Here is a 26,095-nt window from a genome sequence, read left to right as displayed (position 1 = left end):
TCGGTTTTTTCTGTTTATGGAGCGCTTTGTGCGCTGGCCCGTCAGGACGTTTACTCCTCTGGGTACTCGCCCATACCTTGCGTTTTACCTTCCGCTTTCCAATGCTCACCGGGGTCAAATGCTTCATCGCATAAATCTACGGTGTAGCCCATTTCTGTGATTTCCTTCAAAGTGAGATTATCTGCAATTTTTGCGACTTCACCCGATTTATTACGTAATTCCATGTTGTTTCCTCCTCTGTAGGTAGACGAGCGGTATCGATGCACAGTGACGAATGCATCGGTGACCTTTGTTCTAAGTATATAACTCTCAGCTCAAAATGAGGGTTTAATCCATTTTTATCGTGTGGTTAATTGAGTAATGCTTTGAGCTGCTTCAGTTATTTTTAACTGTATCGTCGCGATAGTTGGCTATTTGTGATTTATTGAATGATTAAATTGTCAATCTGGAAAATCGAAATGGTTATTCTCGACCACTCCTTAGCACAGCAAATTGTCGATCGAACCATGTCCATCATTGGTCACAACGTAAATGTGATGAACTCAGCAGGCATCATCATTGGCAGTGGCGATCCCAAACGCGTTGGGCAAGTGCATGATGGCGCGGTATTGGCGTTGAATCACGGCGATTCACTAGAGCTGAATGAGCAGCAATGCTTGACGTTGCAAGGTGTCAAACCCGGAATCAATATGCTGTTGAAATTGCATGGCGACGTGGTCGGTATTGTTGGTGTCACAGGCGAGCCCGAGAAAATCCGAGATTTTGCCAAACTGGTTAAAATGACTGCTGAACTGACAATCGAGCAAGCCGCGCTGGTGGAAAAATTTCAGTGGGACAGACGTCATCGTGAAGAGTTTATTCTGGCTTGGATCAATGGCAAATTGACCGATGAAGAGCTGAAAGATTGGGCGATGCGTCTTTCTATCGATGTGACTCAACCACGGGTGGCAACGGTGATTGAAGTCTCGACGCCGTCCGCCTCTAAAAGCATGAAGAGTGTGCGCAATATTGTTGAGTTGCTTGAATACCCAGAGCGTAACAACCTAGTTGCGATTGTCTCAGTGAATGAAATTGTGGTGCTGAAACCGTGTCATTCCGCCAAGCAATGGGATAGCCAAATCGAAAGTGAACGCATTGATAAGTTGATGTCGCGTTTAAGCGATCACGATTCGCATACGTTTCACATTGCGCTAGGGCAGTTGTTTAATGAGCCTAAAGATGTTGCTTTGTCATACCAAAGCGCAAAGCAGGTATTAGCCATTGGCAAGCAGTTCTACCCAGAGAAACGTAAGTACCTGTTCGATGAACTTCGTTTGCCTGTGCTGTTAGCGCCGTTGGCGGATATTTGGCAAGGTGAACAAATTATTGATGGCGTGAAACGGTTGAAAGAGAAAGACAAATCTGGGCAATTACTGAAAACCCTAGATGCGTTGTTTGAATGCAATGGCAATGTGACGGAATGCTCTAAAATGCTGTTTATTCACCGGAACACTCTGCGTTATCGGTTAGAAAAAATCACCGAGATAACAGGGCTGCCAACCACCAATTTTGTGGGGTTAGCGGAGCTTTATATTGCGACTCGGCTCTCAAAAATGGCGTGATATTGTGCATTTGCACAATACGCGTCATTTTTTGACCACATCATTTGTCACTCCGCCTAAAGGAATTCGAAAGCAAACGATTAATAATTCATGCGTCCCTACATGTTGAGTGAGCCAACACGGACTCGCTCAGCAAAATAAGAATAAATGGAGTTATCATGAACCTTATATTAATCCTGCTCGGGGTGATCGCATTTATTGTGCTCACGACCACCAAATTCAAATTACATCCCTTTTTAGCGCTGATCATCGCGGCGTTCCTTGCGGCATTTGCTTACGGCTTACCGGCAGATAGCATTGCCAAAACCATTGCTTCTGGCTTTGGCGGCATCCTTGGTTACATTGGCTTGGTTATCGTTTTAGGTACCATCATCGGTGTTATTTTGGAGAAAAGTGGTGCGGCGATCACCATGGCCGATACGGTTATTAAAGTGTTGGGTGAGCGTTTCCCAACATTGACTATGAGCATCATCGGTTACATCGTTTCTGTTCCGGTATTTTGTGATTCAGGCTTTGTCATTCTGAACTCGCTCAAAGAATCACTCGCGAAGCGTTTAAAAACCTCAAGCGTTGCGATGAGTGTAGCGTTGGCTACTGGCCTATACGCGACGCACACGTTTGTGCCGCCAACTCCTGGCCCGATTGCCGCTGCGGGTAACTTAGGCCTGGAATCTAACCTTGGTTTAGTGATTGGTGTGGGTGTGTTTGTTGCAGCAGTTGCGGCGTTAGCGGGTATGTTGTGGGCGAACCGATTCCAACATGTTGAACCAGATGGCATTGAAGCCGCAGATGAAATTCAGCATGACTGGCAAGCACTCAAAGCGTCTTACGGCCAACTGCCAACGGCGAGCCAAGCATTCGCTCCTATTTTTGTTCCAATCTTATTGATCTGTTTTGGCTCTATCGCGAAATTCCCAAGCTTACCGCTAGGCGAAGGTTTTGTGTTTGATGTTCTGACTTTCTTAGGACAGCCACTAACGGCGTTGGTGATTGGCCTGTTCCTTTCTGTTCGCCTACTAAAATCAGACAACAAGATTGAAGAATTTGGCGAGCGAATCAGCCAAGGTATTACGGCTGCTGCGCCTATTCTTTTGATTACCGGTGCGGGTGGTGCATTTGGCGCGGTATTAAAAGCAACGCCGCTAGGTGAATACTTGGGTACGACGTTATCGGCGCTGGGCGTGGGTATTTTCATGCCATTTATCGTTGCGGCTGCGCTAAAATCGGCGCAAGGTTCGTCAACGGTTGCATTGGTGACCACATCGGCTTTGGTTGCGCCTATGCTTACGCAATTGGGTCTAGATTCAGAAATGGGCCGCGTATTAACGGTGATGGCGATCGGTGCAGGTGCGATGACGGTTTCTCATGCAAACGACAGCTTCTTCTGGGTAGTTTCGCAGTTTAGCCGAATGTCGGTGGGCTTAGCGTACCGCGCGCAAACCATGGCTACGCTCGTTCAAGGTGTCACGGCAATGGCATTGGTGTACATTTTGAGTCTCGTTCTCTTATAAGTCTCTGGAAATACGTATGAAAGTGGTAATTGCACCTGATTCATTTAAAGAAAGCTTAACCGCCAAACAAGTGAGCGAGGCGATCAAAACGGGTCTTGATCGCGTATGGCATGATGCCGAGTTTGTTACGGTTCCGGTCGCAGACGGTGGCGAAGGCACGGTTCAATCTTTGATAGATGCAACTCAAGGCGAACAAGTCTTCACAACAGTGACCGCGCCATTAGGGAATGATGTTGAAGCGTTTTATGGCATCCTCGGCGACGGCGAAACCGCGGTTATTGAAATGGCGGAGGCCAGTGGGCTGCACCTTGTGCCGAGTGATGCTCGCGACCCAAAACTGACCAGCAGCATTGGTACCGGACAGCTGATCAAACATGCGCTAGACAGAGGTATTCAACGCTTAATCATTGGTTTGGGCGGCAGCGCTACTAATGATGGTGGCGTGGGCATGTTGACCGCGTTGGGGGTGGCGTTTCTTGATGAGTCTGGTCATGCAATTACCCCAAATGGAGGCGGGTTAGCGGCGCTTGCGTCCATCGATATTTCTGGTCTTGACCCTCGTTTAGCAACTTGCGAAGTGTTGGTAGCGTGCGATGTTGATAACCCACTCTGTGGTGACAAAGGCGCGTCGGCTATCTTTGGCCCGCAAAAGGGAGCGACCGTATCAGACGTCACTCTGCTCGATAACGCATTGCGCAAGTTTGGCGAGTTGACGGAACAAGCGACGGGTAAGCATGTACTGACTCGTGAAGGGGCGGGTGCTGCTGGTGGTATGGGCGCGGCCTTGCTCGGGTATACGCCAGCACGTTTGCAACCGGGAATTGAGATTGTGCTTGATACGGTCAAACTTGCTCAGCATGTTGCGGATGCGGATATCGTATTTACAGGCGAGGGTCGAATCGATCATCAAACCGCACATGGCAAAACGCCGATGGGCGTTGCTCAGGTGGCCAAGCAGTGTAATTTACCAGTCATTGCATTAGCAGGCTGTGTGGGCGACAACTATCAGGCGGTTTATGAGTGCGGCATTGATGCGGTGTTTGCTTGTGTACCAAGGGCGATGAGCTTACCTGAGGCCATGAAAGAGGCCGACGTCAACGTTGCTAATTTAGCCGAAAACGTCGCGAGAATGTGGCAAATTAAGTCGCACTGAAAGCGATGACGATATGAAAAACTCCACCTTTGCGTGGAGTTTTTTGTTGTTACCTGTTTGCGTGTGTCGGCATAATTTCATTTAGTAAGAGCGAGTTAACAGGCATGCTTTGCTATCAATTTTGCCAGTGTTTGCATCGCGTGACTCCAATCGGTTTCATGACCAAAGTTTGCCACGCTGAGGCGTACGCAATGCCGATATTGCCCTTGAGTGCCAAATACGGTGCCGGGAAGTAGGCTGATTCTGTGCTTATTGCATGCTTGATACAACGCATAGCTGTCCGTGTCTTCGGGCAGTCGCAACCAAAGCAAGAACGAACCTTGCACGGCGTTGATCTGGTATCGATTTTTTAGAGGTTCGTATTCATCCAAGTATTGATGAAGCATCTGGATAAATCGTCGCATGTTGTTTTGATAAACCCGACCCATTCGCGCAGTATGCGTTCGATACTTGCCTGACGTTAGAAACGTTGCCACGGCGGATTGCATTAGGTTCAAACTGCCCATGTTCTCACACAATAGATATTGCTCAATTTGGTCTCGATATCGCCCCGCCAACATCCAACCAATTCTCAAACGCGAATCGAGTGTTTTGGATAACGAATTCACGTAAATTACGCGTTGCTTGTCATCGAGCAAGCTCAAGCTTGGCAAAGGCTTGTTATAACTTAACCCGCCAAACACATCGTCTTCGATAATAGGAATATTGCCAGACGCCAATAGCAATTGCTGGCGCTTTTCTAGCGGCATCATGGCACCAGTTGGGTTGGTGAAGTTTGGCGTTACGATGATCGCTTTTATGCCCCATGTCGCCATTGCTTTTGCTAAGGCTTCGGGGCACATACCGTCGCGCGGGCAACTCGGAATTTCCACCACTTTGAGGCCGAGTGATTCGAGCATCAATAAATTACCAAAATAGCAAGGGGACTCCACCGCGACGATATCGCCTTTTTGTGTCGTTGCGCGCAGCGCTAGGCTAATTGCTTGCTGCGCGCCGTGCGTCACCATGATCTCATCCAACTTGGTTGGCGTGCCCAAATCTTGTGTGATTTTCGCCAGTTGTTTGATTAAGAGGTGATCACCGGGTGGTAATTGGTAATGGCTCGGTACATGCGTTTGCTGGCGGCTGTGGCGGCCAATCTCGGCGTACAAGCTTTTGATCGCGGGGGAGTCAATGTTTGGGTGGGCAGAGCCTGCGGGCAAACGCTCTTGGTATTCAGGGTACGTGAGGATTTCTTTACAGATCGAGAGCAAATCCACGCGAGTTGGATCCGGAATTGAGCGAGAGGTCGGCAAAGCGACTTTCACTCGATAACCCGATTTGGGAACCGAGTACACCAAGTTTTGCGCTTCCAGCTCTTGATACGCACGGATCACGGTGTTTTTGCTGACGTTTAACTCTTGGCTCAATGAGCGAATGGAGGGCAGTCGATCATCCGCTTGATAAACGCCACCATTGATGGCTTGTTTGAGGTATTTTTCCACCACAAGGTACTTATTCCCTTCACCGCTTCCCAATAAATCTGTACCCATAAAAACACTTCTATCTGTCACTTTTTGAAAACACTGTACCTAATTACATTAGCAGCATCTCAAAACATAAAACAAGCGTGAGTGAGGCGAACATGTTAATCCGAGCCATCCCTTTTGTATTTGTCATCCTTTGGGCTTCTGGATTTGTTGGTGCGCGTTTTGGTTTGCAATATGCCGAGCCAGCGACACTACTTTCTATCCGAATGGCATTCAATGTCCTACTGTTTTTGGTTCTTGTGGCGGTATTGCGTAGAAGGTTGCCGACAGGGAAAGATTTTTGGCACAGCTGCGTGGTCGGGGCGTTAATCCACGGCTTCTATCTGGGCGGTACTTATTTCTCTATCGCTTTGGGTATGCCTGCGGGGTTGAGTTCGTTGTTGGTGGGCATTCAGCCGATTTTAACCGCGGCTTTGCTGGTGGCGTTTGTCCGTGAGGAATTTAAACCCTCGCAATGGCTGGGTTTGGCTCTAGGCTTTGTCGGCATCGCTATGGTGCTGATGGGAAACATGGAGTGGCAGTCTGAGCAACATAAGTTCTTAGCCATTGGAGTCTGTTTACTGTCTTTGGTTGGTATCACGTTAGGGACGCTGTATCAGAAAAAACATTGCCAACAGGTGGATATGGTTGGTGGTGCGACGGTGCAATATTTGGCCGCACTCATCATGTTTCTGCCTGTTGCGATGCAGTTTGAAACCATGCAAGTTCAGTGGGAACTGGAGTTTATTTTGACCGTGTTGTGGTTGGTCGTCGTGCTCTCTTGTGTGGCTATCCTGCTGCTGCTGTACATGGTGAGAAATGGCGCGTCTTCGAGTGTGGCGTCTGTGTTTTACCTAGTGCCGCCAACAACCGCGATTCAAGCTTGGCTCGCGTTTGGTGAGTCGTTTGATTGGATGGGCATTTCTGGCTTTGCATTGGCGGCCACGGCGGTCTATCTAGTGGTTAAAAAGCCAGAGCTGACGATAAAAAAATCGGTTCAAACAGAATATACCTAAATTGGGTAGGGACATTCACGTGCCAGTGAGTACAATTCTGCTTCATCTTAATCCGTGGAGCAGAGTGATGACGTTAAAGCCAGATCGAATGACCGCGATGCGTAATATCATCGAGCAAGTAAAAGCTGAGCTACCGATTTACGAACCGGAAACTTTTGTGTGTGGGCCGGAAGGGCAGTGCATCGGTTGTCCAAAGAAATTATTAGAAATGGTCGATTCAGAGGTTACTTATTGGGAGTCGGCAATGGAGCGGGGTGTGATTCCGCAGTTTGATGAGATCCGTCGTTTCGGGAAGATGTGCACTAACGTACGTCGCGGACTTGTTCGTAATAACGTTCCACTACTCGGGTAATCTACTTCAGTAAATAAGTGATTGATAAATAAATTCTTAAAATTGACACATAAATGTGTGCGTTTGCATAGTAACTTGGCGAGCGGTCTCAACTTTGGCCCATGACTCTTGTTTGTCATCTACTAGGGCTTTAAACGTTTTAAATCAGCGATATATTGGCAAGGTCTCACATGGATGTGAGGCAAACGACCATTCATTCTGCTGAGATAAAAAAGTGAGATTAAAGGGATTTACTCTGATGGAAATCACCATGGTGCTCGCCACTTTGGCTTTCATCGCTTTGGCTGCGTTGCCAACACTACTCCACATTCATCGCCAAGCCTATGCGTCGATGTTACACAGTTCCAATTCGTCATTGGGTACCGCGCTTAAATTTTTTAACGCCCGAGTGGTGATAGACAATGCTGCCGAGCAAAACCAAGTCCACTATATTGATAGGAACGTAAAAACCTTAAGTGGTATGCCAGAAGCGAGCGCCAATAGCATTGGCGCGTTATTAGAAATCGATTTGCCGCAGAGTGGCGTGTCCAAAATTGATGTTCCCTGCAAAGGCAGTGACTTTTGTATTATTGGTCAGCAACACCCAAACAGTACCCACTTTGTGTCTATTCCCGATTATCAATTTGTCGACCAGTCAGGTCTTGATCGGGTGGTGTACATTTGGCCGCAAGGGTATACCTTGGCAGAAGAGGCATGCTATTTCTATTATGTAAATCAAGCATCCACAGAGTCTATCGTCCGAGGGCACGTTACTGAGGGTTGTTAGGCGCGCTTAACATCATCTTCTGACTCATCAACACTTCGCCATTTGGGAGAGTGACTTCTCCTAGTTCACCATGGTGCTCAAATCCAAATCGTTCGTACAACGCTATCGCGGCAAGGTTGTCCTTATAAACATTAAGTACAATGGTGTCGTAACCATATTCCCAGGCACTTTTAAGTGCGACAGACAATAGCTGCTTACCTAGCCCTTTTCCTCTGAATGTTCTATCAATATGAATACCTAAAATGCCTGTGCTAGTGAGTTGACCGCCTTCATAACCGCACAGTTCGGCAGGAAAAATCTCTACACTACCAATCAGAACGTGATTGTCCAAAGCAACAAATTGAGGAATCGATTCAAGTTCTACGCGACGTAAAATATTGGTCAGGGTGTCTTTATCTGGAGCCGGACTGCGCAGGTATTTACCTTCGGCATAGACTCGGTTCCACAGTTCGGTAAAGCGCTCGATATCGCTTACCTGGATGGGTCTGATTTGCATTCATCTTCCTTGATTAGTGCAGGTTAGTGATGGTTAAGGTACGAGTTCAGATAAACAGCGAATTTGGTTCGGAATGGGATCGGCTGGCGCATTGGCTCCTGTTGGATTAAACCAAATCGTATTTACGCCAGCTTGCATTGCAGGGTAAATGTCTTTATGAGGCAAGTCGCCAACCATAGTTAACTCACTCACGTTAACCCCTAGTTGTTTTGCGATAGCAAGATAAAACTCAGGTTGTTTTTTAGCGATGCCGAGATTGGCAAAACAAAAGTAGCCATTTAAGTGCTGGTCTAAGTCGACGCGGACGAATGCACGCTGAACCTCTTCCATGTTGGAATCAGACGCACTGGTCGCGATGTAAATAGCATGATTTTGGGAAAGTGTTGCCAGTGTTTCTTTGGCCAGAGGAATCGTTTCTACGTGTTCCCAATCGCACATTTTTCCTTGTGCGTGAGGGAAATCCACCATTAAGGTGTTCCCCCAATCGAAAAGATAAATCATGTTCGAATCTCCTTTATCCGCACATCATATCGTCTTTTCTAAAATCAGGGGATAAATTGCATCGATAAATGCGACTTAGGTGGCTTTAGTCGTGAAAAGCGCTTAATTGTCGTTATCGTTACAAATGTTTCAGCATAATGCGTGAGTTAGTTTTAAAACCTTGCTTGTCGTAAAACCGCTGTGCTGGTTGATTGAATTCCATCACTTCTAATCGAACTTGTGTAGCATTGGCATCGCGCGCCCATTGCTCACAGGCCTCAAGCATTTGGCGACCGATACCCTGCTGCTTTTGTTCTTCATTGACGACAATCGTTCCTACTCGACAAATTGGATCTTTGATCAGAAAGCTGACGGTTTCATTCTGAGTGATCATCGCGGTTAAAAAGCCGACTACCTCCTTTTCATGTTCTGCGACTAAAAACAAGCGTTCATCATTCTCGAGAGCCTGAGTGAGGAACGCTCGGTCGTCTTCCGAAGGTGCTACAAAAGCTTCAGGCGCATTGGCAAAATGCAGTGCGTTGATTTGTAGGTTTAATTCAAAAATTGCATCCAAATCGTCGGGACTTGCTTGTCGAATGTTGACTTCCATTTTACTTACCGCCTGAAAGATCGATAAAAGAGCCTGTAACATAAGAAGCTTCATCACTGAGTAGCCAAGCGATCGCATTCGCCACTTCTTCTACCGTACCGCCCCGTTTCAGTGGAATTTGAGGGCTGAGCCTATCCACTCGGTTTGGTTCTCCACCATCGGCGTGCATATCGGTGTAAATGAAACCAGGTCGAACGCCATTGACGCGAATATTTCGGTCTGCCAATTCAAGCGATAGCCCTTTGGTTAAGGTATCCATTGCGCCTTTTGATGTGGCGTAATCGACATATTCAAATGGTGCGCCTGAGCGTGATGCCCCAGAAGAAACATTCACAATTGCGCCACCAGTACTGAATCGCTTCGCCGCTTCTCTACAACAGAGAAAGCAGCTATTCACATTAGTGTTCATTACTTTCTGAAAGCGTTCCAAGCTGATTTCCGCCAACGGTGACTGAGTAAATAGAATGCCAACGTTGTTGACCAAATGGGTGACTGAGCCTAGTGCGTTTTCTGTTGCATCGAAAAGATTGAGCACTTGTTGCTCGTCCGATACATCTGCTTGAACGGCGATCGCTTTTCCGCCATTTGCTTGTATGTCTCTGATCACTTGGTGAGCTGCTTCACTTTGCGCACGGTAATTAACACACACGGCATAGCCTTGCTCGGCCAGTTTTTTCGCCGTTGCGGCTCCAATGCCTCGGCTTGCGCCAGTAACGATGACTACTTTATTCAAAATACATCCTTATTTTTGTAGCGAGTAGATTTTGTCGGCGTAACGCTTGTCGCCAATTTGGTATGCGTCAGGAATGACTTCAGATAGCTCGAATCCGCACTTCATGAGAACACGCTCTGAAGCAATATTCCCTTCAGTGACCGTAGCGGAAAATCGGTCGATGTCATGTGTTGCTCTCGCCCAATTTAGAAGCGCTTGAAGGGTTTCTGTTCCAAACTGTCGGCCATGAAATTCAGGCAAAAGTAAGTAACCCACCTCTGCGTTACCTTCTTCAATGGCAAGGCCAGTGACGCCAATCGGTTGTTCAGATTGCTTATCGAGTATGACGAGGCAAAGCCAGTGCTGACTGTCTGGTGTCCATGGTAATAATCGCGAAGCAAATTTTTCTTTTATTTGTTTTTCGCTCGGGCGATCAAAACAGAGCTCAATGATCTCTGGTTCGGAATGTAATCGCTGAAATAGTTCCCAATCGCTGGCTTCGATAGGTCTTAATCGGCTTCGGTGAGTCTCAATATAAACTGACATGCGTGTCCTTACAGCATTTATGTAGAGAGCCAGTTTCTCATCCTCTTATCTCTTTAATCAAACGGTTGCACTTACAAAAGTGATTTGTGTGGTGAATGTCTAGTTGGGGAATGAATTCCTACTGAATATTTATTTGTGGGATGAAAATAACGAAATTTCATACTTGAGACACATAGAGCAACACGGAAATGATGTGGATCAAGAGAGAACTACCCATAAAGTAGTATTTTGCGATCTATAATTACATTTTATTTGGAAGTGTTGCTAATTATGTCAATAAAAAAACGATATGTTGCACTGCTGGTTGCTGCCGGCATTGGTGTGGGCTGGTTAACATTAGGTGGTACTGCAGCGGTAATGCATTACACCTCTGATACTGAGTTCTGTCTCTCGTGCCACTCTATGGAAATCCCTTACAAAGAGTACCAAGGCTCAGTGCACTTCAGTAATGCGAAAGGCATTCGTGCCGAGTGTTCTGATTGCCACATCCCACAAGAACCGATGGACTACCTGATCACGAAGATTCGTGCATCGAAAGACATCTACCATGAGTTCGTGACTGGCAAGATCGACACGCCAGAAAAATACGAAGCGCACCGCAAAGAGCTTGCGGAGATGGTGTGGGAGCAGTTCCGTGAAAACGACTCTGCAACGTGCCGTTCTTGCCACGACTTTGACGCGATGGAAGAATTTGAGCAATCTCGCGATGCAGCGAAAATGCACGAGTACGCAAAAGCGAACGATCAAACGTGTATCGATTGTCACAAAGGCGTTGCTCACTTTGCACCAGAAGCTGAGCTAGACAGCAAGGCATTTGAAACGTTGATGAGCTTCACTACAAAAACATCACCTGGTGCCAGAGTCGTTTATCCTGTGACTGAAATCGCAATGGGTGAGATGGGTAAAATTAACCCAACGACGAAGTTAGAAGTAATCAGCTCTGAAGGTGATGAGCGTACTGTTAAGTTGGACGCATTCCAAATGAAAGGCGCAGAGCAAGTGCTGTACATGGGTGAAGGTCAACGTGCCATCGTAGCAACGCTAACCGAGCAAGGTCAGCAAGCTCTTGAGGGCGGTGAGTTTAAGGCCGACGTTTACGGCAACGAATGGCGCGCAGTGTCACTAACAGGCACGATCGATTCTCCTGTTGTAGATACGCTTGACCCAGTTTGGTCATACGCAGAAGAGCTAGACAACGTTTATTGTGCAACTTGTCACGCGAAAATTCCTTCAAATCACTTCACGGTGAACGCATGGGGACCAGTGGCGAAGAGTATGGGTGATCGAACAGACATCACTGCCGAAAACCTAGAAATTCTTACTAAGTTCTTCCAGCACCACGCGAAAGATGTGGTTGGTCACTAACGATAAATAGAAGGATAAGATTATGACTAATTTAACCCGTCGTGGATTTCTAAAAGGCACAGGTCTGGCGGCTGGCGCCATGGCATTTACTTCTTTTGCGCCTATGTCTATTGCGTCTTCAAACCAGCGTGGTAAGGGCATTTTGACTGCGGGCCGCATGGGCCCAATGTTATGTGAAGTGAAAGATGGCAAGCTAGTATCGACCACTAATGCTCTGCCACAAACTGTACCAAATAGTCTACAAACTACTGGGCCTGACCAAGTGCATACCAAGGCGCGTGTGAAGTACCCAATGGTACGTAAAGGCTACTTGGCAAACCCATCGTCGCCAGAAGGTGTGCGCGGTAGTGATGAGTTTGTGCGTGTGTCTTGGGATGAGGCTTACAAGCTGATCCACGAGCAGCACATGCGAATTCGTAAAGAATATGGCCCGGCTTCTGTGTTTGCTGGCTCTTACGGCTGGCGTTCAAGTGGCGTGCTGCACAAAGCACAAACCTTGCTGCAACGTTACATGAGCATGGCGGGCGGCTATTCAGGCCACTTGGGTGACTACTCAACGGGTGCTGCGCAGATCATCATGCCGCACGTTGTGGGCTCTATCGAAGTGTACGAGCAACAAACCACGTACCCAGTGGTACTAGAGCACAGCGATGTGGTTGTGCTTTGGGGCTTAAACCCGATCAACACCCTAAAAATCGCGTGGAGCTCAACAGACTGCGCTGGTCTTGAGTTCTTCCATCAATTAAAAAAATCAGGCAAGACGGTTATTGCGATTGACCCTATTCGTTCTGAAACCATCGAGTTCTTTGGCGAGAATGCGGAGTGGATTGCTCCTCACCCAATGACTGACGTAGCGATGATGATGGGTATCGCACACACCTTGGTGAAACAAGGTAAGCACGATAAAGCCTTCCTCGATAAATACACCGCTGGTTACGACAAATTTGAAGCGTACCTGATGGGCGAAGAAGACGGCGTAGAAAAATCAGCGGAGTGGGCATCGCAAATCTGTGGCGTACCTGCGAAGCAACTTGAGCTACTGGCTGACATCTTCAGTAAAAACCGCACCATGCTGATGGCGGGTTGGGGCATGCAGCGCCAACAATACGGTGAACAGCGTCACTGGATGCTGGTTACACTGGCAACGATGTTGGGTCAAATCGGTTTACCGGGCGGTGGTTTTGGTTTCTCTTACCACTACTCAAACGGTGGTAACCCTGCTCGTGACGCTGGCGTGCTTCCTGCGATTTCAGCGTCACTGGGTGGCGGCTCTTCTGCGGGTAACGACTGGGCGGTGTCTGGCGCGGTACAAAGTTTCCCTGTGGCGCGTATTGTCGAGGCGTTGGAAAACCCAGGTCAATCCTACCATCACAACGGTCATGAACTGACGTTCCCAGATATCAAGATGATTTGGTGGGCAGGTGGTGCGAACTTTACTCACCACCAAGACACCAACCGCTTGATTAAAGCATGGCAAAAGCCTGAGCTGATCGTGATTTCAGAACCTTACTGGACTGCGGCTGCGAAGCATGCGGACATCGTTCTGCCAATCACCACATCGTTCGAGCGTAACGACTTAACGATGACGGGTGACTACAGTAACCAACACTTGGTGCCAATGAAGAAAGTGGTTGAGCCGCAAGGTGAAGCGCGTAATGACTTCGATGTATTCGCGGACATGGCAGAGATGCTAGCACCGGGTGGACGTGATGTGTACACCGAAGGTAAAACTGAAATGGAATGGCTGTACGGCTTCTACAAGGTGGCGCAACAAGGTGGCCGTGGCTCTCGCGTAGCAATGCCGAACTTCAGCAAGTTCTGGGAAGATAACCAACTGATAGAGATGAAGTGGAACGAGAAGAACGCACAGTTTGTTCGTTACGCGGATTTCCGTGAAGACCCGATCATGAACCCGCTAGGTACGCCAAGTGGTAAGATTGAAATCTTCTCGAAAACGATTGAAGGTTACCAGTTGGAAGATTGTCCTCCACACCCAACGTGGATGGCACCAACCGAGTACACTGGCAATGCAAAAGATGGCGAGTTGCAGCTAATGACCGCGCATGCAGCGCATCGTCTACACAGCCAGTTTAACTACGCGAAGATTCGAGAAGAGTACGCAATTGCAAACCGTGAACCTATTTGGATTCACCCTGAAGATGCGAAAGCGCGTGGTATTAAAACGGGCGATCTAGTTCGTGCGTTTAACAACCGTGGCCAAGTATTGGTTGGCGCAGAAGTGACTGACCGAATCAAGCAAGGTTCAGTGTGTATTCATGAAGGCGGTTGGCCGGATCTGGATCCGAAAACCGGCATTTGTAAGAACGGCGGTTGTAACGTGTTAACGTTGGATATTCCGACCTCTCGACTTGCAAACGGCTGTGCGGCGAACTCGGCACTGGTTCGTATTGAAAAATACACAGGCCCAGAATTAGAACTAACAGCCTTTGAACCACCAAAAAATGGCTAGAAAAAAGTAGCGCTTGAAAGCAAGAAGCCAGCGAATCGCTGGCTTCTTTTTTATCTAGTCATCGTTCACATTAGCGCGAAGCGAGAGAAACAAACGGCATCTGTTTCTTAATCTGAAATGTCGGGAGTAAAGTAAATACAATCGCGACAAACAAGACCGAGCCTATTAAATCTTCAGGGCGATGCATGCCCAGCCATAAGCGGCTATATGCGACACTCATTCCCCACATCCATAATGACAGTGCAGAGATATAGTACTTGTTCTGCAAGAACAACCCACCAAAGAAAGCCAGACAAATCGAAACGAAAATCGTATGACCGGATGGGAAAGAATAGTCTTTCTCGCCTTGCCAATGCCGCGTCCGCCAATCACTGACGTGTTCAGAAATCTGGTTAATTACGTTGGCTTGTTGCTTTGTATCCAACTGATAAAACGCTTCTGGTGTTTCAATTAATTGTTCTGCTGCGAGCAATTCCGTGTACGGGCGCGGGCTTTCTGTCATCAGTTTTAGTCCCGTTTTGCTGGCAAAGCCAATCACAAGTAACAGCCCTAACATTGAGAGTTTTTGCATCCACTCAATGCGACTTGGTTTAAAGCGAAATAAAGAAAGCAGTAGCAGTGTTAACGTAATTAAAAAGCCTTTGCTACCAGCAGAATCTGTGAGCAAAGTAAAAGTAATACCCAGACTTTCTGGCACCTGTGAGGTGAGATCGTGATAAGAGCCAAACAGCGACATTGGGATGATGCCAAGAACAAACAAGGCGAGCATCATCAATCCATATTTTTTGGTTTTCATTGAGAGCGTTTTGTTTTTATTGAGGGTTATTCAACCACGTGAAAATAAGGGGCTTATCTTACGTTATCTGGCGTGAAAAACTTATCAACGCTTTGTCAATTTGACGAGAGAATGAAGGTTGAGTGATGAATTGATGGCATTTATCCGGAGGGTAAAGGCGCTCATCCTGAAGCGTTGGGGTCTTAATCCATCAGAGAAAGTAAGTACTCTGCTGCTTTGGTTGGGTTTTCTGCATGACAAATGGCAGAAACCAAAGCCAAACCATGTACACCTGTCGCACTCAGGGCAGGAATGTTGGTTTCGTTGATGCCACCAATAGCGACGATTGGTAAGGACGTGGTGTTCAGCGCCATCTTCAAACCTTCAATACCCCAGTGTTTTTTGGTGTTGGTTTTGGTCGGCGTAGCGAAGATGGCACTCAAGCCGATGTAATCAATGGGCAGAGAATCCGCCTCTGCCAGTTGATCTTCAGTCTCAATCGACAAGCCTAGAATCTTGTTTGGGCCAATCAATTGACGAGCGATCTCTGCTGGCATGTCTGACTGCCCGAGGTGAACACCATCGGCATCGACGGCAAGGGCAACATCAACACGATCATTGATGATTAACGGGACGTCAGTGCCTTCAAGGACCGTCTTTACGGCTTGAGCTCGTTCAATAAATGCACGAACGTCACCATGTTTTTCGCGCACCTGTACCATGGTGACCCCACCTTCTACCGCCTTTCTTACAACGTGTTTGAGAGTGGATAAATCTTGTTGGTCATCGGTGACCAAATATAAGCGATAGGCGTTCATTTTTGTTTCCTTTGAGCCTCTCATCTAGATGGAATGAGAGGCCGGTATTTATTAGAGCAAAGCTTAGCTCACTTGCAGTTTTAGGCGTTTGGCCAGCGTTTCTTCATCCAACTGGTAAAGCTCATCCAACAGGTTCACTTGCAGGCTGCCTGGACCGCGAGCTTGTTCCGCTGCAACCTCGCCAACAACGCCCAGTACCGCTGCCGCAGCAAGGCCTGTTTCGTCGCCGATTGCTGCGAAAGCGCCAGTCAGTGCCGTCAGTGTGCAACCCATGCCCGTTACGTATGGCATCATCTCGTGACCATTATTCAGCTGTACGGTTTGCTCTTTTGTCACTATGTAGTCAGTTTCGCCGGAGATCACCACGCTCGCTCCGTATTCTTCAACTAAGAAGTGAGCCGCCCCAAGGGCCGCATCACTACTGTCGAGTGCATCTACACCTTTGCTTTGCGCTTGCTCACCAGCGAGAGTAATGATTTCGGAAGCATTACCACGAATGATTAACTTGTTTGCAAGGCGGGCGATTTCGCGCGAGGTTTCGGTGCGCAGTGAACTTGCGCCGCAACCGACAGGGTCGAGCACAACGATTTTACCGTTCGAATTGGCTTGCTCGACGGCATAGCTCATGCGCGGCGTCCAAACGCTGTCTAGGGTGCCGATGTTGATCACCAAAGCGCCAGCAAACGACATCATTTCTGCCATTTCTTGCTTTGAATGCGCCATGATTGGCGAAGCACCGATAGCCAACAAAGCGTTCGCCGTGTTGTTCATCACCACGTAGTTGGTAATGTTCACGACTAAAGGCTTTTGCTGACGCACTGCGGTTAATGCTTGAGTGATTTGTTCTATTAACATGAGATTCTCCAATTAACCTTATTGCGCGTTTAGACCTTGTTGCCAAAACGCCACTTCCATACGCGTTGCGGTTTTGAAGACCTGAATCAGGTTTTGACCGCGCTGGCTGTGGATGTCGATTTCAGCCAGTAGCTGGTTAAAGTGTTCGGCCCCACTTGCCACGCCAGATTGGAACTCTTCACCGCCGTACAAGTTAATCCAACTTGCGTAAGGATTGCCTTCGAATACCGTGTTTTCATCTTCAATCAGCATTTTACCAATGACGGCGTAGCCGATGGAGCAAGGGGCGAGCGCGGCATATAAGTCAACTAAGTCGCCCGTCATTCCCGCATCCAATACGTAGCGCGTGTAAGCCACCGTGCCAAAGTCTTCCGGCTCGTTTTCGAGATCAGATTCCGTTAATCCCCACTGACCGCAGTAGGTAACATGGTGGGCAATCTCTGAATCTAAAAGCGCATGTACGCTTGGTAGTGCGCGGCGCATATCGTCTAACGTACGCGCTTTGTAGATTGCCAGCGCATAAGCTCGTGCGTACTGTTTTAGGAATAAGAAATCTTGCTTTAAGTAATGCAGAAAACAAGGTTGAGCCAGAGTGCCTTTGGCCAATTGCTGCACGAAGGCATGCTCGGTGTATTCTTGCCAATCTTGCCGACAAGCGTTAATCAAATCTTGGTATTTCATAATTGGGCTATCTCGTAATTAGTCAAAGCTCGGTACGTAATCTTTCGCTTTTGGTAGCGTTTCGATGATTTGTTGTGAGTACATGAACTCGGCGTAATCGTCGTAGCGTTTTAGATCGACTGCTGATGGGCGAAGCGCGAAACGAGTTAACGTGTCATTCCAAGCGCGTTGGTTGAGCTCGTTGTTTAGCGTGTCTGGCGAGTAAGCGACAAACTCTTTCCAAGACTCTTTAGGATGGTTGACGATGTAAGTGGTCGCTTGCTCCAGCGCTTTGTTGAACGCTTTAATAGCCGCTTTGTCGTAGGTTTTTGCATTCGCCACAAACACCAGTTCGTCATACGCTGGTACGCCGTGTTCTTCTGGGAAGAAGGCTTTGGCTTTGTAGCCTTCTAGCGCAAGTTGGTTGGTTTCGAAGTTACGCAAGCCGCCCCAAATAGCGTCTACTTTCCCTGAGGCAAGAGAGGAAGAGAGTGCCCAACCGACGTTGATGATTTGCACGTCAGAAAACTTCACGTTCTCCTGCGCAAGCATGGTGCCGATTGTCGCCTCTTCGTTACCTGCGATCGCAATACCGATCTTCTTGCCTTTAAGGTCGCCAAGGTTGTCGTTCTTGCCGTTATCCAACACCATCAATGTGTTGAGGGGAGTAGCAATCAAGGTCGCAGAGCGAATTAATGGCAAGCCAGCCGCTACGTCGATGGTCAGGCTAGGTTGGTATGAAATCGCCATATCGACTTTGCCAGCCGCAACTAGTTTGGGTGGAGTGCTTGGGTCGGCGGGTTCTTGTATATCTACCTTCAAACCTTGCTGTTTAAAGTAGCCGCGCTCTTGTGCGATCACGATAGGGCCATGGTTCGGGTTAACGAACCAATCCAGCATTAAAGTAAGCTCTTTTTCGGCAGCAAGTACGTTAGTTGAAACAATTGATGCGAGCAGAGCAACAGCGCTCATGAGTTTGTTTTTATTCACGGGGTTCTTCCTTTTTCTTTCCCTATTTGTTTTCCCAGGGAATGGCTTTTTTCAGTAATTTGTCAGTAGTGAAATAGAGTGCGATAGACAGCGCGGCGAGAATAAACAGTGCCGCAAACATCTCATCAATGATCATGCGAGCGTTGGCTTGCAGCATCAGATAGCCTAGGCCCTCACTTGATCCGACCCATTCACCTACCACGGCACCAATCGGCGCAATAACCACGGCAACGCGAATACCAGACGCTAACGTTGGCAGGGCGGCAGGTAGTTGAATATGGCGCAGTAATTGCCATTTCGATGCGCCCATGGTTTTGGCAAGATCGAGGTAACCAGTTGGTGTATTGCGTAAACCGTCGTAGCAACATGTCGTGACGGGGAAAAAGATGATGATCGCCGCCATTACTACTTTCGATGCAATGCCGTAACCCAGCCAAAGCATCAACACGGGCGCGATAGCAAATACTGGAATTGCTTGGCTGGCGATAAGAATCGGCAATAGCCAGCGTTTGAGCGGCTCGAACATCAGCATTTGCAAAGCGAATAGCAAACCCATCGATAAGCCGAGTGCGAGGCCAAGTAGGATCTCTTGCGCGGTAACCCAAGTGTGTTTGAGTAGCACGTCGTATCGAGTGACTAATCTATCCAATACTTCAATCGGCGAAGGCAAGATGAAGCTTGGCATGTCAAACACCACTACAATGAGTTGCCACAAACCTAAGATCGCGGCTGCGCTGATTAGCAGACGCAATGCCGGATGAGTCACGCGTTCCTTTTTACTGATACGCGCCGAAACGGAGTTGTACTGAGTCATATCACTCATAGTCTTTCTCCAATTGATTCAAAATCGCTTGTTGTAGAGTTGCGCATTCTCCATCGAGAGATCTTGGTGGCTTGGCGTCCGGAACAACCAAGTGCTGCGCTTGAGCAGGCGTGCCTTGTAACACATAGAGTTGATGCGCCAATCGCACTGCTTCTTGCGGATCGTGTGTAATCAAGACAACGGTTTTGTCTTTTAGTAGCTCGGCAGAGAGAGTTTGCAATTTGTGGCGAGTCACGGCGTCCAATGCCGAGAAAGGTTCATCCATCAAAACCAAAGGTTTGTCTTGCATCAGAGTGCGAGCAAGGGCTACGCGCTGTCGCATACCTCCGGAGAGTTGAGCGGGTTTGGCGTAAGCGTAATCTGCCAACCCAACGTGCTCTAACAAGTTGAGAGCTCGTTGCTTCTCATCCACTGAATTTGGATTGGCGTGAGAAAAGCGCGAGCTGAGGCAGACGTTATCCAGCACGTTAAGCCACGGTAGCAATAAATCCTGCTGAGCCATGTAAGCGACACGGTCATGCAGTGCGGCGCCATCTGTTGTGATGAGTTCGCCATGCCAGTCAACTTGGTCATCCAGTAGGCCAGCTAAGTAACGCAATATCGTGGTTTTCCCGCAGCCACTTCGCCCGAGTAATACCGTCCATTGACCGATAGGAATGGTCATGTTCACTTTCGCTAAAGTCGGTGTTTGGCTGTCTTTGTATTGCAGACTGGCGTCGGAAAGCTGAATGCCAATCGCGTTAGCGAACATAGGTATGACCCGCAAAGAAGTGATGTACTGGTCCGTGACCTTTCCCCACTTCCAATTCATCCGCATGAGCGATGGCTTGGCTGATGTACTGCTTACCAAGGTGCACCGCTTTGTGCAGGTTGTTGCCTTGACTAAGGTAAGACGCAATGGCGGAAGACAGTGTACAGCCCGTACCGTGGGTGTTTTTGGTCGGAAAACGCTTGGCGCTGATTGACTCCGCACTGTTTTGCATGATCAGCAGATCGTTGCTGTTTTCATTTTCTTCAAGATGACCGCCTTTGAGCAGAATAGCTTTGGCACCAAGTGCACGAAGGTCGGTAATCATATCGTTCATTTCAGATTCTGATTGAGGCACTGGCTTACCCGTCAATGCTGCACCTTCTGGCAGGTTAGGAGTGATGATGTCTGCCAGTGGAATTAGTTCTTCTTTTAATGTGCTGATTGCTGATTGCTCAAGTAGCAAATCGCCGCTGGTGGCGACCATGACGGGATCAATCACAAGATGTTTAGGTTGGTATTGCTTAATCTTGTTAGCAACGACTTTAATGATGTTCGAATCCGCCAGCATGCCGACTTTTACCGCCACAATATTGAGATCGGTAAACACTGCATCGAGTTGGCTTTCAACGTGATCAAGAGGAATAGGGAAAATCGCAGAAACGCCTTGCGTGTTTTGTGAGGTGATGGCGGTAATCACTGAGCAGGCAAAGCTGCCAGTTGCGGACATCGCTTTGATATCGGCTTGGATGCCTGCGCCGCCGCCGCTGTCGGAGCCTGCGATGGTTAAGACAACAGGGGTGGTTATAGGTGATTGTGCCTGGTGTAACGATGGCTGTGATTGCTGCGTCATGGTCGCTCCTACTACAAGACGTATAGGAACTGACTTTGACCGTTGTGGATAGATCGATTGTTCGATCGTTTCGCTCGCCAAAGAGGAGCGGCGAAAGGCAAAGTGCGCATAGTTCCCTACGTCAGTACTAACTGAATCAGGTTCAACGGGTCTCGAATCTCGATCTCAGCCAACGCTTATCGCGTGGCCCCCCGACTATTTCGCTCGGATGATAGCAGGACCCTTGTAGAAGGGATACGTTTTTTGAGAGTAATTATTATTGAGTATTCAATTATGCGAGGTGAGTGATAGAGTAAGCATCTAAATGGTTCGTCGTGTGGAATTTACTAGTGCAACGCTCTGGTGAAAGAGCTGAACCTGGAATATTTAATAAATAATCGTGGTCTCGCTAAGCAAGGATTAGCACAAAACAAGGTTAAAAAACTGTTAAAATTTAACGCGTTGCCAATTTAACTTTGTTGAACTTTTCGACAGTTAATTAGGAAGGCTAAGACGATCATCGAGCAAGGAGACTTCATGCTTAATTCTGCAACAGCGAAGTCAGTGATCGATCATGCTCTCTTTTTAGGGGCTGATTTCGCTGAACTATTCGTTGAACATCATCAAACTAACACCGTCCAGATCGCATCTGGTGAGGTGGATAAGGTGAACTCGGGTATCGATTTTGGTATCGGTATTCGTCTCTTCTTCGGTCATAAAGTGCTTTACGGTTACACCAACAGCACCGATGAAGCCGAACTAAAACGCGTAACCTCACTGCTTGCTGCAAAAGATAAGCGTGAGCAAATCGCGTCAGCAGGTTCTCTCAATCTGAACCGCTACCCAATTCAACATGATTGTCGTATGCCACTTAGCAAAGACGCCAATCTAGATTCTAAAATCGCTTTCCTATTGCAAGTTGATAAAGCCGCACGTGCAGAGAGTGAACATATCAGCCAGTTCATCGGCAGCGTGCTTCAGCGTGAGCAACAAGTGTCTATCTTCAACTCAGAAGGTCTACACGTTGACGATACCCGTCACTACATACGAGTTGCTGGTAATACTGTCGCTCAAAAAGGTAATGAGCAGTCTTCTGGTATGGAAGGTCCTGGCGCTCTTGCTGGTTGGGAGTTCAGCGAACAGCTTGATGCGAAAGAGCTGGGTCAAACTATCGCGCAGCAAGCGTTAGTGAAACTTGGCGCTGATGCTTGTCCATCAGGTGAAATGCCAGTGGTGATTGGTAACGGCTTTGGCGGCGTTATCTTCCATGAAGCGTGTGGTCACTTACTCGAAACCACTTCGGTTGCGAAGAAAGCGTCCGTATTCCACGACAAAATGGGCGAAATGGTTGCTCACACTGCCGTGAATGCTGTCGATGATGGCACCATGACCAACGAATGGGGCTCGATTCATGTTGATGACGAAGGCATGAAGACTCAGCGAACTCAATTGATCAAAGACGGTAAGCTAACCAGCTTTATGGTCGATAAAATGGGTGGCATGAAGACAGGTTATGAGCCTACGGGTTCTGGTCGTCGTCAGAACTACAAGTTCGCACCAACCTCGCGGATGCGTAACACCTTTATCGAAGAAGGCGAGCATTCACTTGACGACATGCTGGCAGGTATCGAACGTGGTATCTATGCGAAGAAGATGGGCGGCGGCTCGGTTCAACCGGGAACGGGCGAGTTTAACTTTGCTGTTCGTGAAGCTTACCTCATTGAAAATGGCAAAATCACCAAACCTCTGAAAACAGCAACGCTGATCAGTACGGGTCCAAAAGTGTTGAAAGAAATCAGCATGGTCGGCAAAGACATGGCGCTTGCGCCGGGCATGTGTGGTTCAGTAAGTGGTTCAGTACCAACAACAGTCGGTCAGCCAACACTGAAAGTAGATAATATTCTGGTAGGAGGCGGTAACTAATGAGCCAAGAAAAACAACTTCTTAATGCGGTTGATTACGTACTATCAGAAGCAAAGCGTCAAGGCGCAGAAGCGGACGTGATTGTAAACTGCAACAGCAGCTTTTCGCTGAAAGCAAACCAAGGCAAGCTGGATGAGTACAAAGTAAGCTCAAGTCAAGTGCTGGGTGTTCGAGTTATTAAAGATGCTCGTGTCGCGACAAGTTATTCTGAATCACTCGAGCAACCAAGTTTAGATTTGATGCTCACAAACGCGCTGCAAAGTGCTCGCTTTTCCAAGCAAGATGAACATCAGAGCATTAGTTGCGTGAACAGCCAAATCACCACTGATATTGCAGAAATTGCGCAAGACGATACCACATCGGTCGATGAGAAAATTGAACTGTCCCTTGCGCTTGAGCAAGGTGTTGTGGCTCTGCCTCACGCTTCAAGCTCACCATACAATGGTTACAGTGACGGTGAAACTCAGCTCATCATCGCGAATACTCAAGGTACGTTATGTCAACATTTCGAGCGATCGTTCACTTGTTACGCGTATACCCTGTTTGAAAAAGACGGCAAACAGTCGATGGCGGGAAGAATGTCGCTAGGTCGCCGTTTTGATGAGTTGGATCCAGCTTATTGTATAGAAGGCGGTTACAACCTTGCTCGTGATCTTCTTGAAGGTGTACCGGTTGCGACGGGTAACTACCCCGCTATTTTCCACATCAATGCGCTGGCAAGTTTATTCGGTGCTTTCGGCAGTGCTTTCTCTGGTGTAAGCGCGATGAAAGGCATTACGCCACTGGGTGATAAGCTTGGTCAACGTGTTGCGAGTGACTTGATTACCTTTACCGATGCGGCATACATGCCGAATGGTATGGCTATCGCAGGGTTTGATAGTGAAGGTTTTGCCACCCAAGACAATGTGTTGATCGCTAATGGCCAACTGAATACGCTATTGCACAATAGCCAAACAGCGAGTTATTTGGGTGCAGTGTCGACGGCAAGTGCTGCTCGCGGTGCAAAATCGAGCTTAGACGTGTCAGCGAATCACAAAGTGATTGCGACAGGCAACAGCAGTGCGCCAGAAGTCAAAGCAGGTGAATACCTAGAATTAGTGGAACTGCAAGGGGTTCACTCTGGTGCAGATGCTGTCAGTGGTGATTTCTCATTTGGTGCGAGTGGTTTCTTGTGTCGTGATGGTCAACGTGTTCAACCTGTGCGCGGAATTACAGTTGCCGGTAACTTCTATAAGATGCTGCAAGAAGTAGAAGCTGTGGGTGATACCCAGCTTATTAATGATAGCCGCACTTTCTTCGCACCAGATGTGCGTTTTGCTCGCTTGAGTATTGGCGGAAAATAAGCGCGGCATAGAAAATCAGAAACAAAAAAGAGGACTCAATCGAGTCCTCTTTCATCATCTAGCAACGTGTACGCGAATAACTAGAATTCGCGGATATCCAGTTCGTTGTGGATCAGTACTACACACTGAGAAGCAAACAGCATCTTAGGCCCAAGGCTAATTTTCTCAGTACCTAGGCGCTTCAAGCTGTTGAACGACTTCTTCGGCATCGGAATGTGATCGGTTAGTAAGAAACATGGATTTTCACCAATTTCTGCGTCACGAACAAATTCGCCTTTCTTGTCCAACATATAAAGCTGGTGATCTTCGGCTAGTTCTTGAACCAAGCGTTCGAAGCTTACTGTACGAACCGTAATACCCGGCTCAACTTCACGAAGCTGCTCTTTACCCATACCAACAGATGCGTCCAACGCACGGGCAACGGCAGCGATCAACGTTGACTCGTGAAAACCACCAATATTGGTAATGTCGTTTGAACGAATGGTAATCGTGCGCGAGTAATCCTTCGTGCTCTCTAATACCAAGTGGACAACCACATCTTCACGGTGAGATTGTGCCACGAACATGGTGTTCATCATGGTATGAGCAAGGATCTCGGTATGCGCCTCGTTACCAACACCTTCTAATAGTGCTTTGCTGGTCGTTGGCGCCGCGCGAGCTCGTAAAACAAAAGAGCGCATGAATTTAGCCTCTATATAGGAAGAGTGAATGCGCGGAAGTATATACCCAAGCAGGGAAGGGATGCGAGTTTAATAGTAAATGTGAACTTACTTACAAAGCTTCGATTGTCGTGCGGAGTGTGCTGGTTAGAATAGGAGGCAACCCTGTTAGGAGCGGTATATGGAAATCAAAAAGATAAATAAAGACATTTATAAAAAGAAAGTAAACCTGGTGATTGGCGGTTTTGTTGCGTTGCTCGCTATCTCATCTCTTGCCTTTAGTACCTTGCTTATTGTTTTGTTTGGCAACACTGAAGTCGTACCTGAACAATCAACGGGAAACTTTCATTGGAATTTGATTGGTGTCGTTCTCGCAGTCGCAACTTCCCTCTCTTTATTGAATCAAATTAAAACTCGACCATACATGGAAGAGGTGCTGTACGTTTGGAAGCTCAAGCAACTGCACAACAAAATATTTCGTAAACTAAAAAGCATTAAAGCAGCCGCGAGCAATGACGATGTAAAAGCGCTCACTACGCTTAAGTTCTATTACACAACGCAACAACAAGTGTTTGAGTTAGACAACAACACATTGACGATGAATAGTGTAAATAAAGAATTAGAGGCAATTGAGCAAATCGAAGCGGCGCAATCACTGGATCTTGATATCACCAGCTTTAAAGAGAGCTGGGTAGACACATACTGATTGCCTATTTGCTACTTGAAGTTAACAACTGAGTGCTAAAAATAAGCGTTTGAGTGAGATTTAATCACTCGACGCTTTTTTTTAGTTTTTTTTCTAAAAAGGGGTTGCCAAGAAAAATCATCTCCCTATAATGCGCCTCCGTTGTCAGGGCAAAGCGGAAACGCAAAAGCAATTGGCAATAAGGCGAAAGAAAGCTTCTAAAAATTAATTTTAAAAAGTGTTTGACACTAAGAATTAATTCCTTAGAATACGCCTCCGCTTCGATAGCAAAGCTTACGAAGCAAGCTCTTTAACAATATAGACCTATCAATCTGTGTGGGCACTCGTTGATGATAATCCAATTAGAAGCTTCGGCTTCAAATTAGGTTTCAATGAAA

26 protein-coding genes, 1 pseudogene and 1 riboswitch are annotated in these 26,095 nt (G+C 47.5%); of the genes and pseudogenes, 11 read left to right on the top strand and 16 right to left on the bottom strand.

From position 1 onward, the window contains the following. Positions 1–50: 50 nt before the first annotated feature. Positions 51–224, bottom strand: coding sequence for a hypothetical protein (locus B7360_RS24755; protein WP_005391896.1), 174 nt, complete (start codon positions 222–224; stop codon positions 51–53). A gap of 234 nt (positions 225–458) precedes the next feature. On the opposite strand from B7360_RS24755, the gene B7360_RS21595 reads away from it, so the two are divergent. From B7360_RS21595 to B7360_RS21585, 3 genes are all read left to right on the top strand, one after another. Further along, entirely contained in the window at positions 459–1,601 is a 1,143-nt protein-coding gene (locus tag B7360_RS21595; protein WP_005460816.1) for a sugar diacid recognition domain-containing protein, read from the top strand. Positions 1,602–1,759: 158 nt separating this feature from the next. Continuing rightward, positions 1,760–3,112 carry a GntP family permease gene (locus B7360_RS21590; protein ID WP_065645272.1) on the top strand — a complete coding sequence of 451 codons (1,353 nt, stop codon included), beginning with the start codon at positions 1,760–1,762 and terminating at the stop codon, positions 3,110–3,112. A 16-nt stretch (positions 3,113–3,128) separates the two neighbouring features. Continuing rightward, positions 3,129–4,265: a glycerate kinase gene (locus B7360_RS21585; RefSeq protein ID WP_085344585.1), complete on the top strand. Its 1,137-nt coding sequence runs from the start codon at positions 3,129–3,131 to the stop codon at positions 4,263–4,265. 95 nt (positions 4,266–4,360) lie between these two features. On the opposite strand, the gene B7360_RS21580 is transcribed toward B7360_RS21585, so the two are convergent. Next, positions 4,361–5,797 (bottom strand): PLP-dependent aminotransferase family protein, encoded by a 1,437-nt coding sequence (locus tag B7360_RS21580; RefSeq protein WP_085344584.1) that lies wholly within the window; start codon positions 5,795–5,797, stop codon positions 4,361–4,363. 92 nt (positions 5,798–5,889) lie between these two features. Between B7360_RS21580 and B7360_RS21575 the strand changes: the two genes are divergently transcribed. The 3 genes from B7360_RS21575 (at position 5,890) to B7360_RS21565 (ending at position 7,907) form a co-directional block, all read left to right on the top strand. Further along, positions 5,890–6,789: a DMT family transporter gene (locus tag B7360_RS21575; protein WP_085344583.1), complete on the top strand. Its 900-nt coding sequence runs from the start codon at positions 5,890–5,892 to the stop codon at positions 6,787–6,789. Positions 6,790–6,856: 67 nt separating this feature from the next. Continuing rightward, positions 6,857–7,141 carry a hypothetical protein gene (locus tag B7360_RS21570; protein ID WP_047009765.1) on the top strand — a complete coding sequence of 95 codons (285 nt, stop codon included), beginning with the start codon at positions 6,857–6,859 and terminating at the stop codon, positions 7,139–7,141. 238 nt (positions 7,142–7,379) lie between these two features. Beyond that, positions 7,380–7,907 carry a hypothetical protein gene (locus B7360_RS21565; protein ID WP_085344582.1) on the top strand — a complete coding sequence of 176 codons (528 nt, stop codon included), beginning with the start codon at positions 7,380–7,382 and terminating at the stop codon, positions 7,905–7,907. On the opposite strand, the gene B7360_RS21560 is transcribed toward B7360_RS21565, so the two are convergent. From B7360_RS21560 to B7360_RS21540, 5 genes are all read right to left on the bottom strand, one after another. After that, positions 7,891–8,403 (bottom strand): GNAT family N-acetyltransferase, encoded by a 513-nt coding sequence (locus B7360_RS21560; protein ID WP_048625548.1) that lies wholly within the window; start codon positions 8,401–8,403, stop codon positions 7,891–7,893. The genes B7360_RS21565 and B7360_RS21560 overlap by 17 nt on opposite strands. Before the next feature lie 33 nt (positions 8,404–8,436). Then, on the bottom strand, positions 8,437–8,904 hold the full coding sequence (locus B7360_RS21555) for an HAD family hydrolase (protein WP_085344581.1): 468 nt from the start codon (positions 8,902–8,904) through the stop codon (positions 8,437–8,439). 118 nt (positions 8,905–9,022) lie between these two features. Then, positions 9,023–9,493: a GNAT family N-acetyltransferase gene (locus B7360_RS21550; protein WP_085344580.1), complete on the bottom strand. Its 471-nt coding sequence runs from the start codon at positions 9,491–9,493 to the stop codon at positions 9,023–9,025. Between the two features lies 1 nt (position 9,494). Continuing rightward, positions 9,495–10,226, bottom strand: coding sequence for a glucose 1-dehydrogenase (locus tag B7360_RS21545; RefSeq protein ID WP_047009769.1), 732 nt, complete (start codon positions 10,224–10,226; stop codon positions 9,495–9,497). 9 nt (positions 10,227–10,235) lie between these two features. Beyond that, a complete protein-coding gene (locus B7360_RS21540; RefSeq protein WP_047009770.1) occupies positions 10,236–10,751 on the bottom strand; it encodes a GNAT family N-acetyltransferase in 516 nt (171 codons plus the stop codon). Between the two features lie 270 nt (positions 10,752–11,021). Between B7360_RS21540 and B7360_RS21535 the strand changes: the two genes are divergently transcribed. Both B7360_RS21535 and B7360_RS21530 read left to right on the top strand, forming a co-directional pair. Then, positions 11,022–12,116, top strand: a complete 1,095-nt coding sequence (locus B7360_RS21535; RefSeq protein WP_085344579.1) for a NapC/NirT family cytochrome c — start codon at positions 11,022–11,024, stop codon at positions 12,114–12,116. A 22-nt stretch (positions 12,117–12,138) separates the two neighbouring features. After that, the gene (locus B7360_RS21530) at positions 12,139–14,586 is read left to right on the top strand and encodes a trimethylamine-N-oxide reductase 2 (protein ID WP_085344578.1); all 2,448 of its coding nucleotides are present in this window, start codon (positions 12,139–12,141) and stop codon (positions 14,584–14,586) included. Between the two features lie 70 nt (positions 14,587–14,656). On the opposite strand, the gene B7360_RS21525 is transcribed toward B7360_RS21530, so the two are convergent. The 8 genes and pseudogenes from B7360_RS21525 to thiD all read right to left on the bottom strand — a co-directional run bounded on the left by B7360_RS21525 (position 14,657) and on the right by thiD (position 21,108). After that, a complete protein-coding gene (locus tag B7360_RS21525; protein ID WP_031814553.1) occupies positions 14,657–15,382 on the bottom strand; it encodes a phosphatase PAP2 family protein in 726 nt (241 codons plus the stop codon). Positions 15,383–15,564: 182 nt separating this feature from the next. After that, complete coding sequence (gene thiE, locus B7360_RS21520) at positions 15,565–16,179, bottom strand: thiamine phosphate synthase (protein ID WP_085344577.1); 615 nt, start codon at positions 16,177–16,179, stop codon at positions 15,565–15,567. Positions 16,180–16,242: 63 nt separating this feature from the next. Beyond that, on the bottom strand, positions 16,243–17,034 hold the full coding sequence (gene thiM / locus B7360_RS21515; RefSeq protein ID WP_085344576.1) for a hydroxyethylthiazole kinase: 792 nt from the start codon (positions 17,032–17,034) through the stop codon (positions 16,243–16,245). A gap of 18 nt (positions 17,035–17,052) precedes the next feature. Further along, entirely contained in the window at positions 17,053–17,715 is a 663-nt protein-coding gene (gene tenA / locus B7360_RS21510; protein WP_085344575.1) for a thiaminase II, read from the bottom strand. Positions 17,716–17,733: 18 nt separating this feature from the next. Further along, positions 17,734–18,684 (bottom strand): ABC transporter substrate-binding protein, encoded by a 951-nt coding sequence (locus B7360_RS21505; protein ID WP_101911951.1) that lies wholly within the window; start codon positions 18,682–18,684, stop codon positions 17,734–17,736. A 22-nt stretch (positions 18,685–18,706) separates the two neighbouring features. Further along, positions 18,707–19,441 (bottom strand): annotated as a pseudogene (locus B7360_RS21500) (ABC transporter permease); the annotation flags it as partial. 58 nt (positions 19,442–19,499) lie between these two features. Next, on the bottom strand, positions 19,500–20,258 hold the full coding sequence (locus tag B7360_RS21495; RefSeq protein WP_085344573.1) for an ABC transporter ATP-binding protein: 759 nt from the start codon (positions 20,256–20,258) through the stop codon (positions 19,500–19,502). After that, entirely contained in the window at positions 20,248–21,108 is an 861-nt protein-coding gene (gene thiD / locus B7360_RS21490; protein WP_085344572.1) for a bifunctional hydroxymethylpyrimidine kinase/phosphomethylpyrimidine kinase, read from the bottom strand. The genes B7360_RS21495 and thiD overlap by 11 nt, the downstream gene beginning before the upstream one ends. A 96-nt stretch (positions 21,109–21,204) precedes the next feature. After that, positions 21,205–21,312: riboswitch (TPP riboswitch) on the bottom strand. A 312-nt stretch (positions 21,313–21,624) separates the two neighbouring features. Here thiD and B7360_RS21485 point away from each other — a divergent pair. Further along, complete coding sequence (locus B7360_RS21485; protein WP_085344571.1) at positions 21,625–23,010, top strand: TldD/PmbA family protein; 1,386 nt, start codon at positions 21,625–21,627, stop codon at positions 23,008–23,010. Further along, complete coding sequence (locus B7360_RS21480) at positions 23,010–24,353, top strand: TldD/PmbA family protein (protein ID WP_005391846.1); 1,344 nt, start codon at positions 23,010–23,012, stop codon at positions 24,351–24,353. The genes B7360_RS21485 and B7360_RS21480 overlap by 1 nt, the downstream gene beginning before the upstream one ends. Positions 24,354–24,433: 80 nt before the next feature. On the opposite strand, the gene trmY is transcribed toward B7360_RS21480, so the two are convergent. Beyond that, complete coding sequence (trmY, locus tag B7360_RS21475; protein WP_005459965.1) at positions 24,434–25,033, bottom strand: tRNA (pseudouridine(54)-N(1))-methyltransferase TrmY; 600 nt, start codon at positions 25,031–25,033, stop codon at positions 24,434–24,436. A 160-nt stretch (positions 25,034–25,193) separates the two neighbouring features. Between trmY and B7360_RS21470 the strand changes: the two genes are divergently transcribed. After that, positions 25,194–25,718 (top strand): DUF3087 domain-containing protein, encoded by a 525-nt coding sequence (locus B7360_RS21470; protein ID WP_053809661.1) that lies wholly within the window; start codon positions 25,194–25,196, stop codon positions 25,716–25,718. Positions 25,719–26,095: the final 377 nt, after the last annotated feature.

Origin of the sequence: Vibrio sp. ArtGut-C1 (assembly GCF_002105475.1) — a bacterium.
Taxonomy (GTDB): domain Bacteria; phylum Pseudomonadota; class Gammaproteobacteria; order Enterobacterales; family Vibrionaceae; genus Vibrio; species Vibrio diabolicus.
This window is presented reverse-complemented; position numbering and strand designations above follow the sequence as displayed.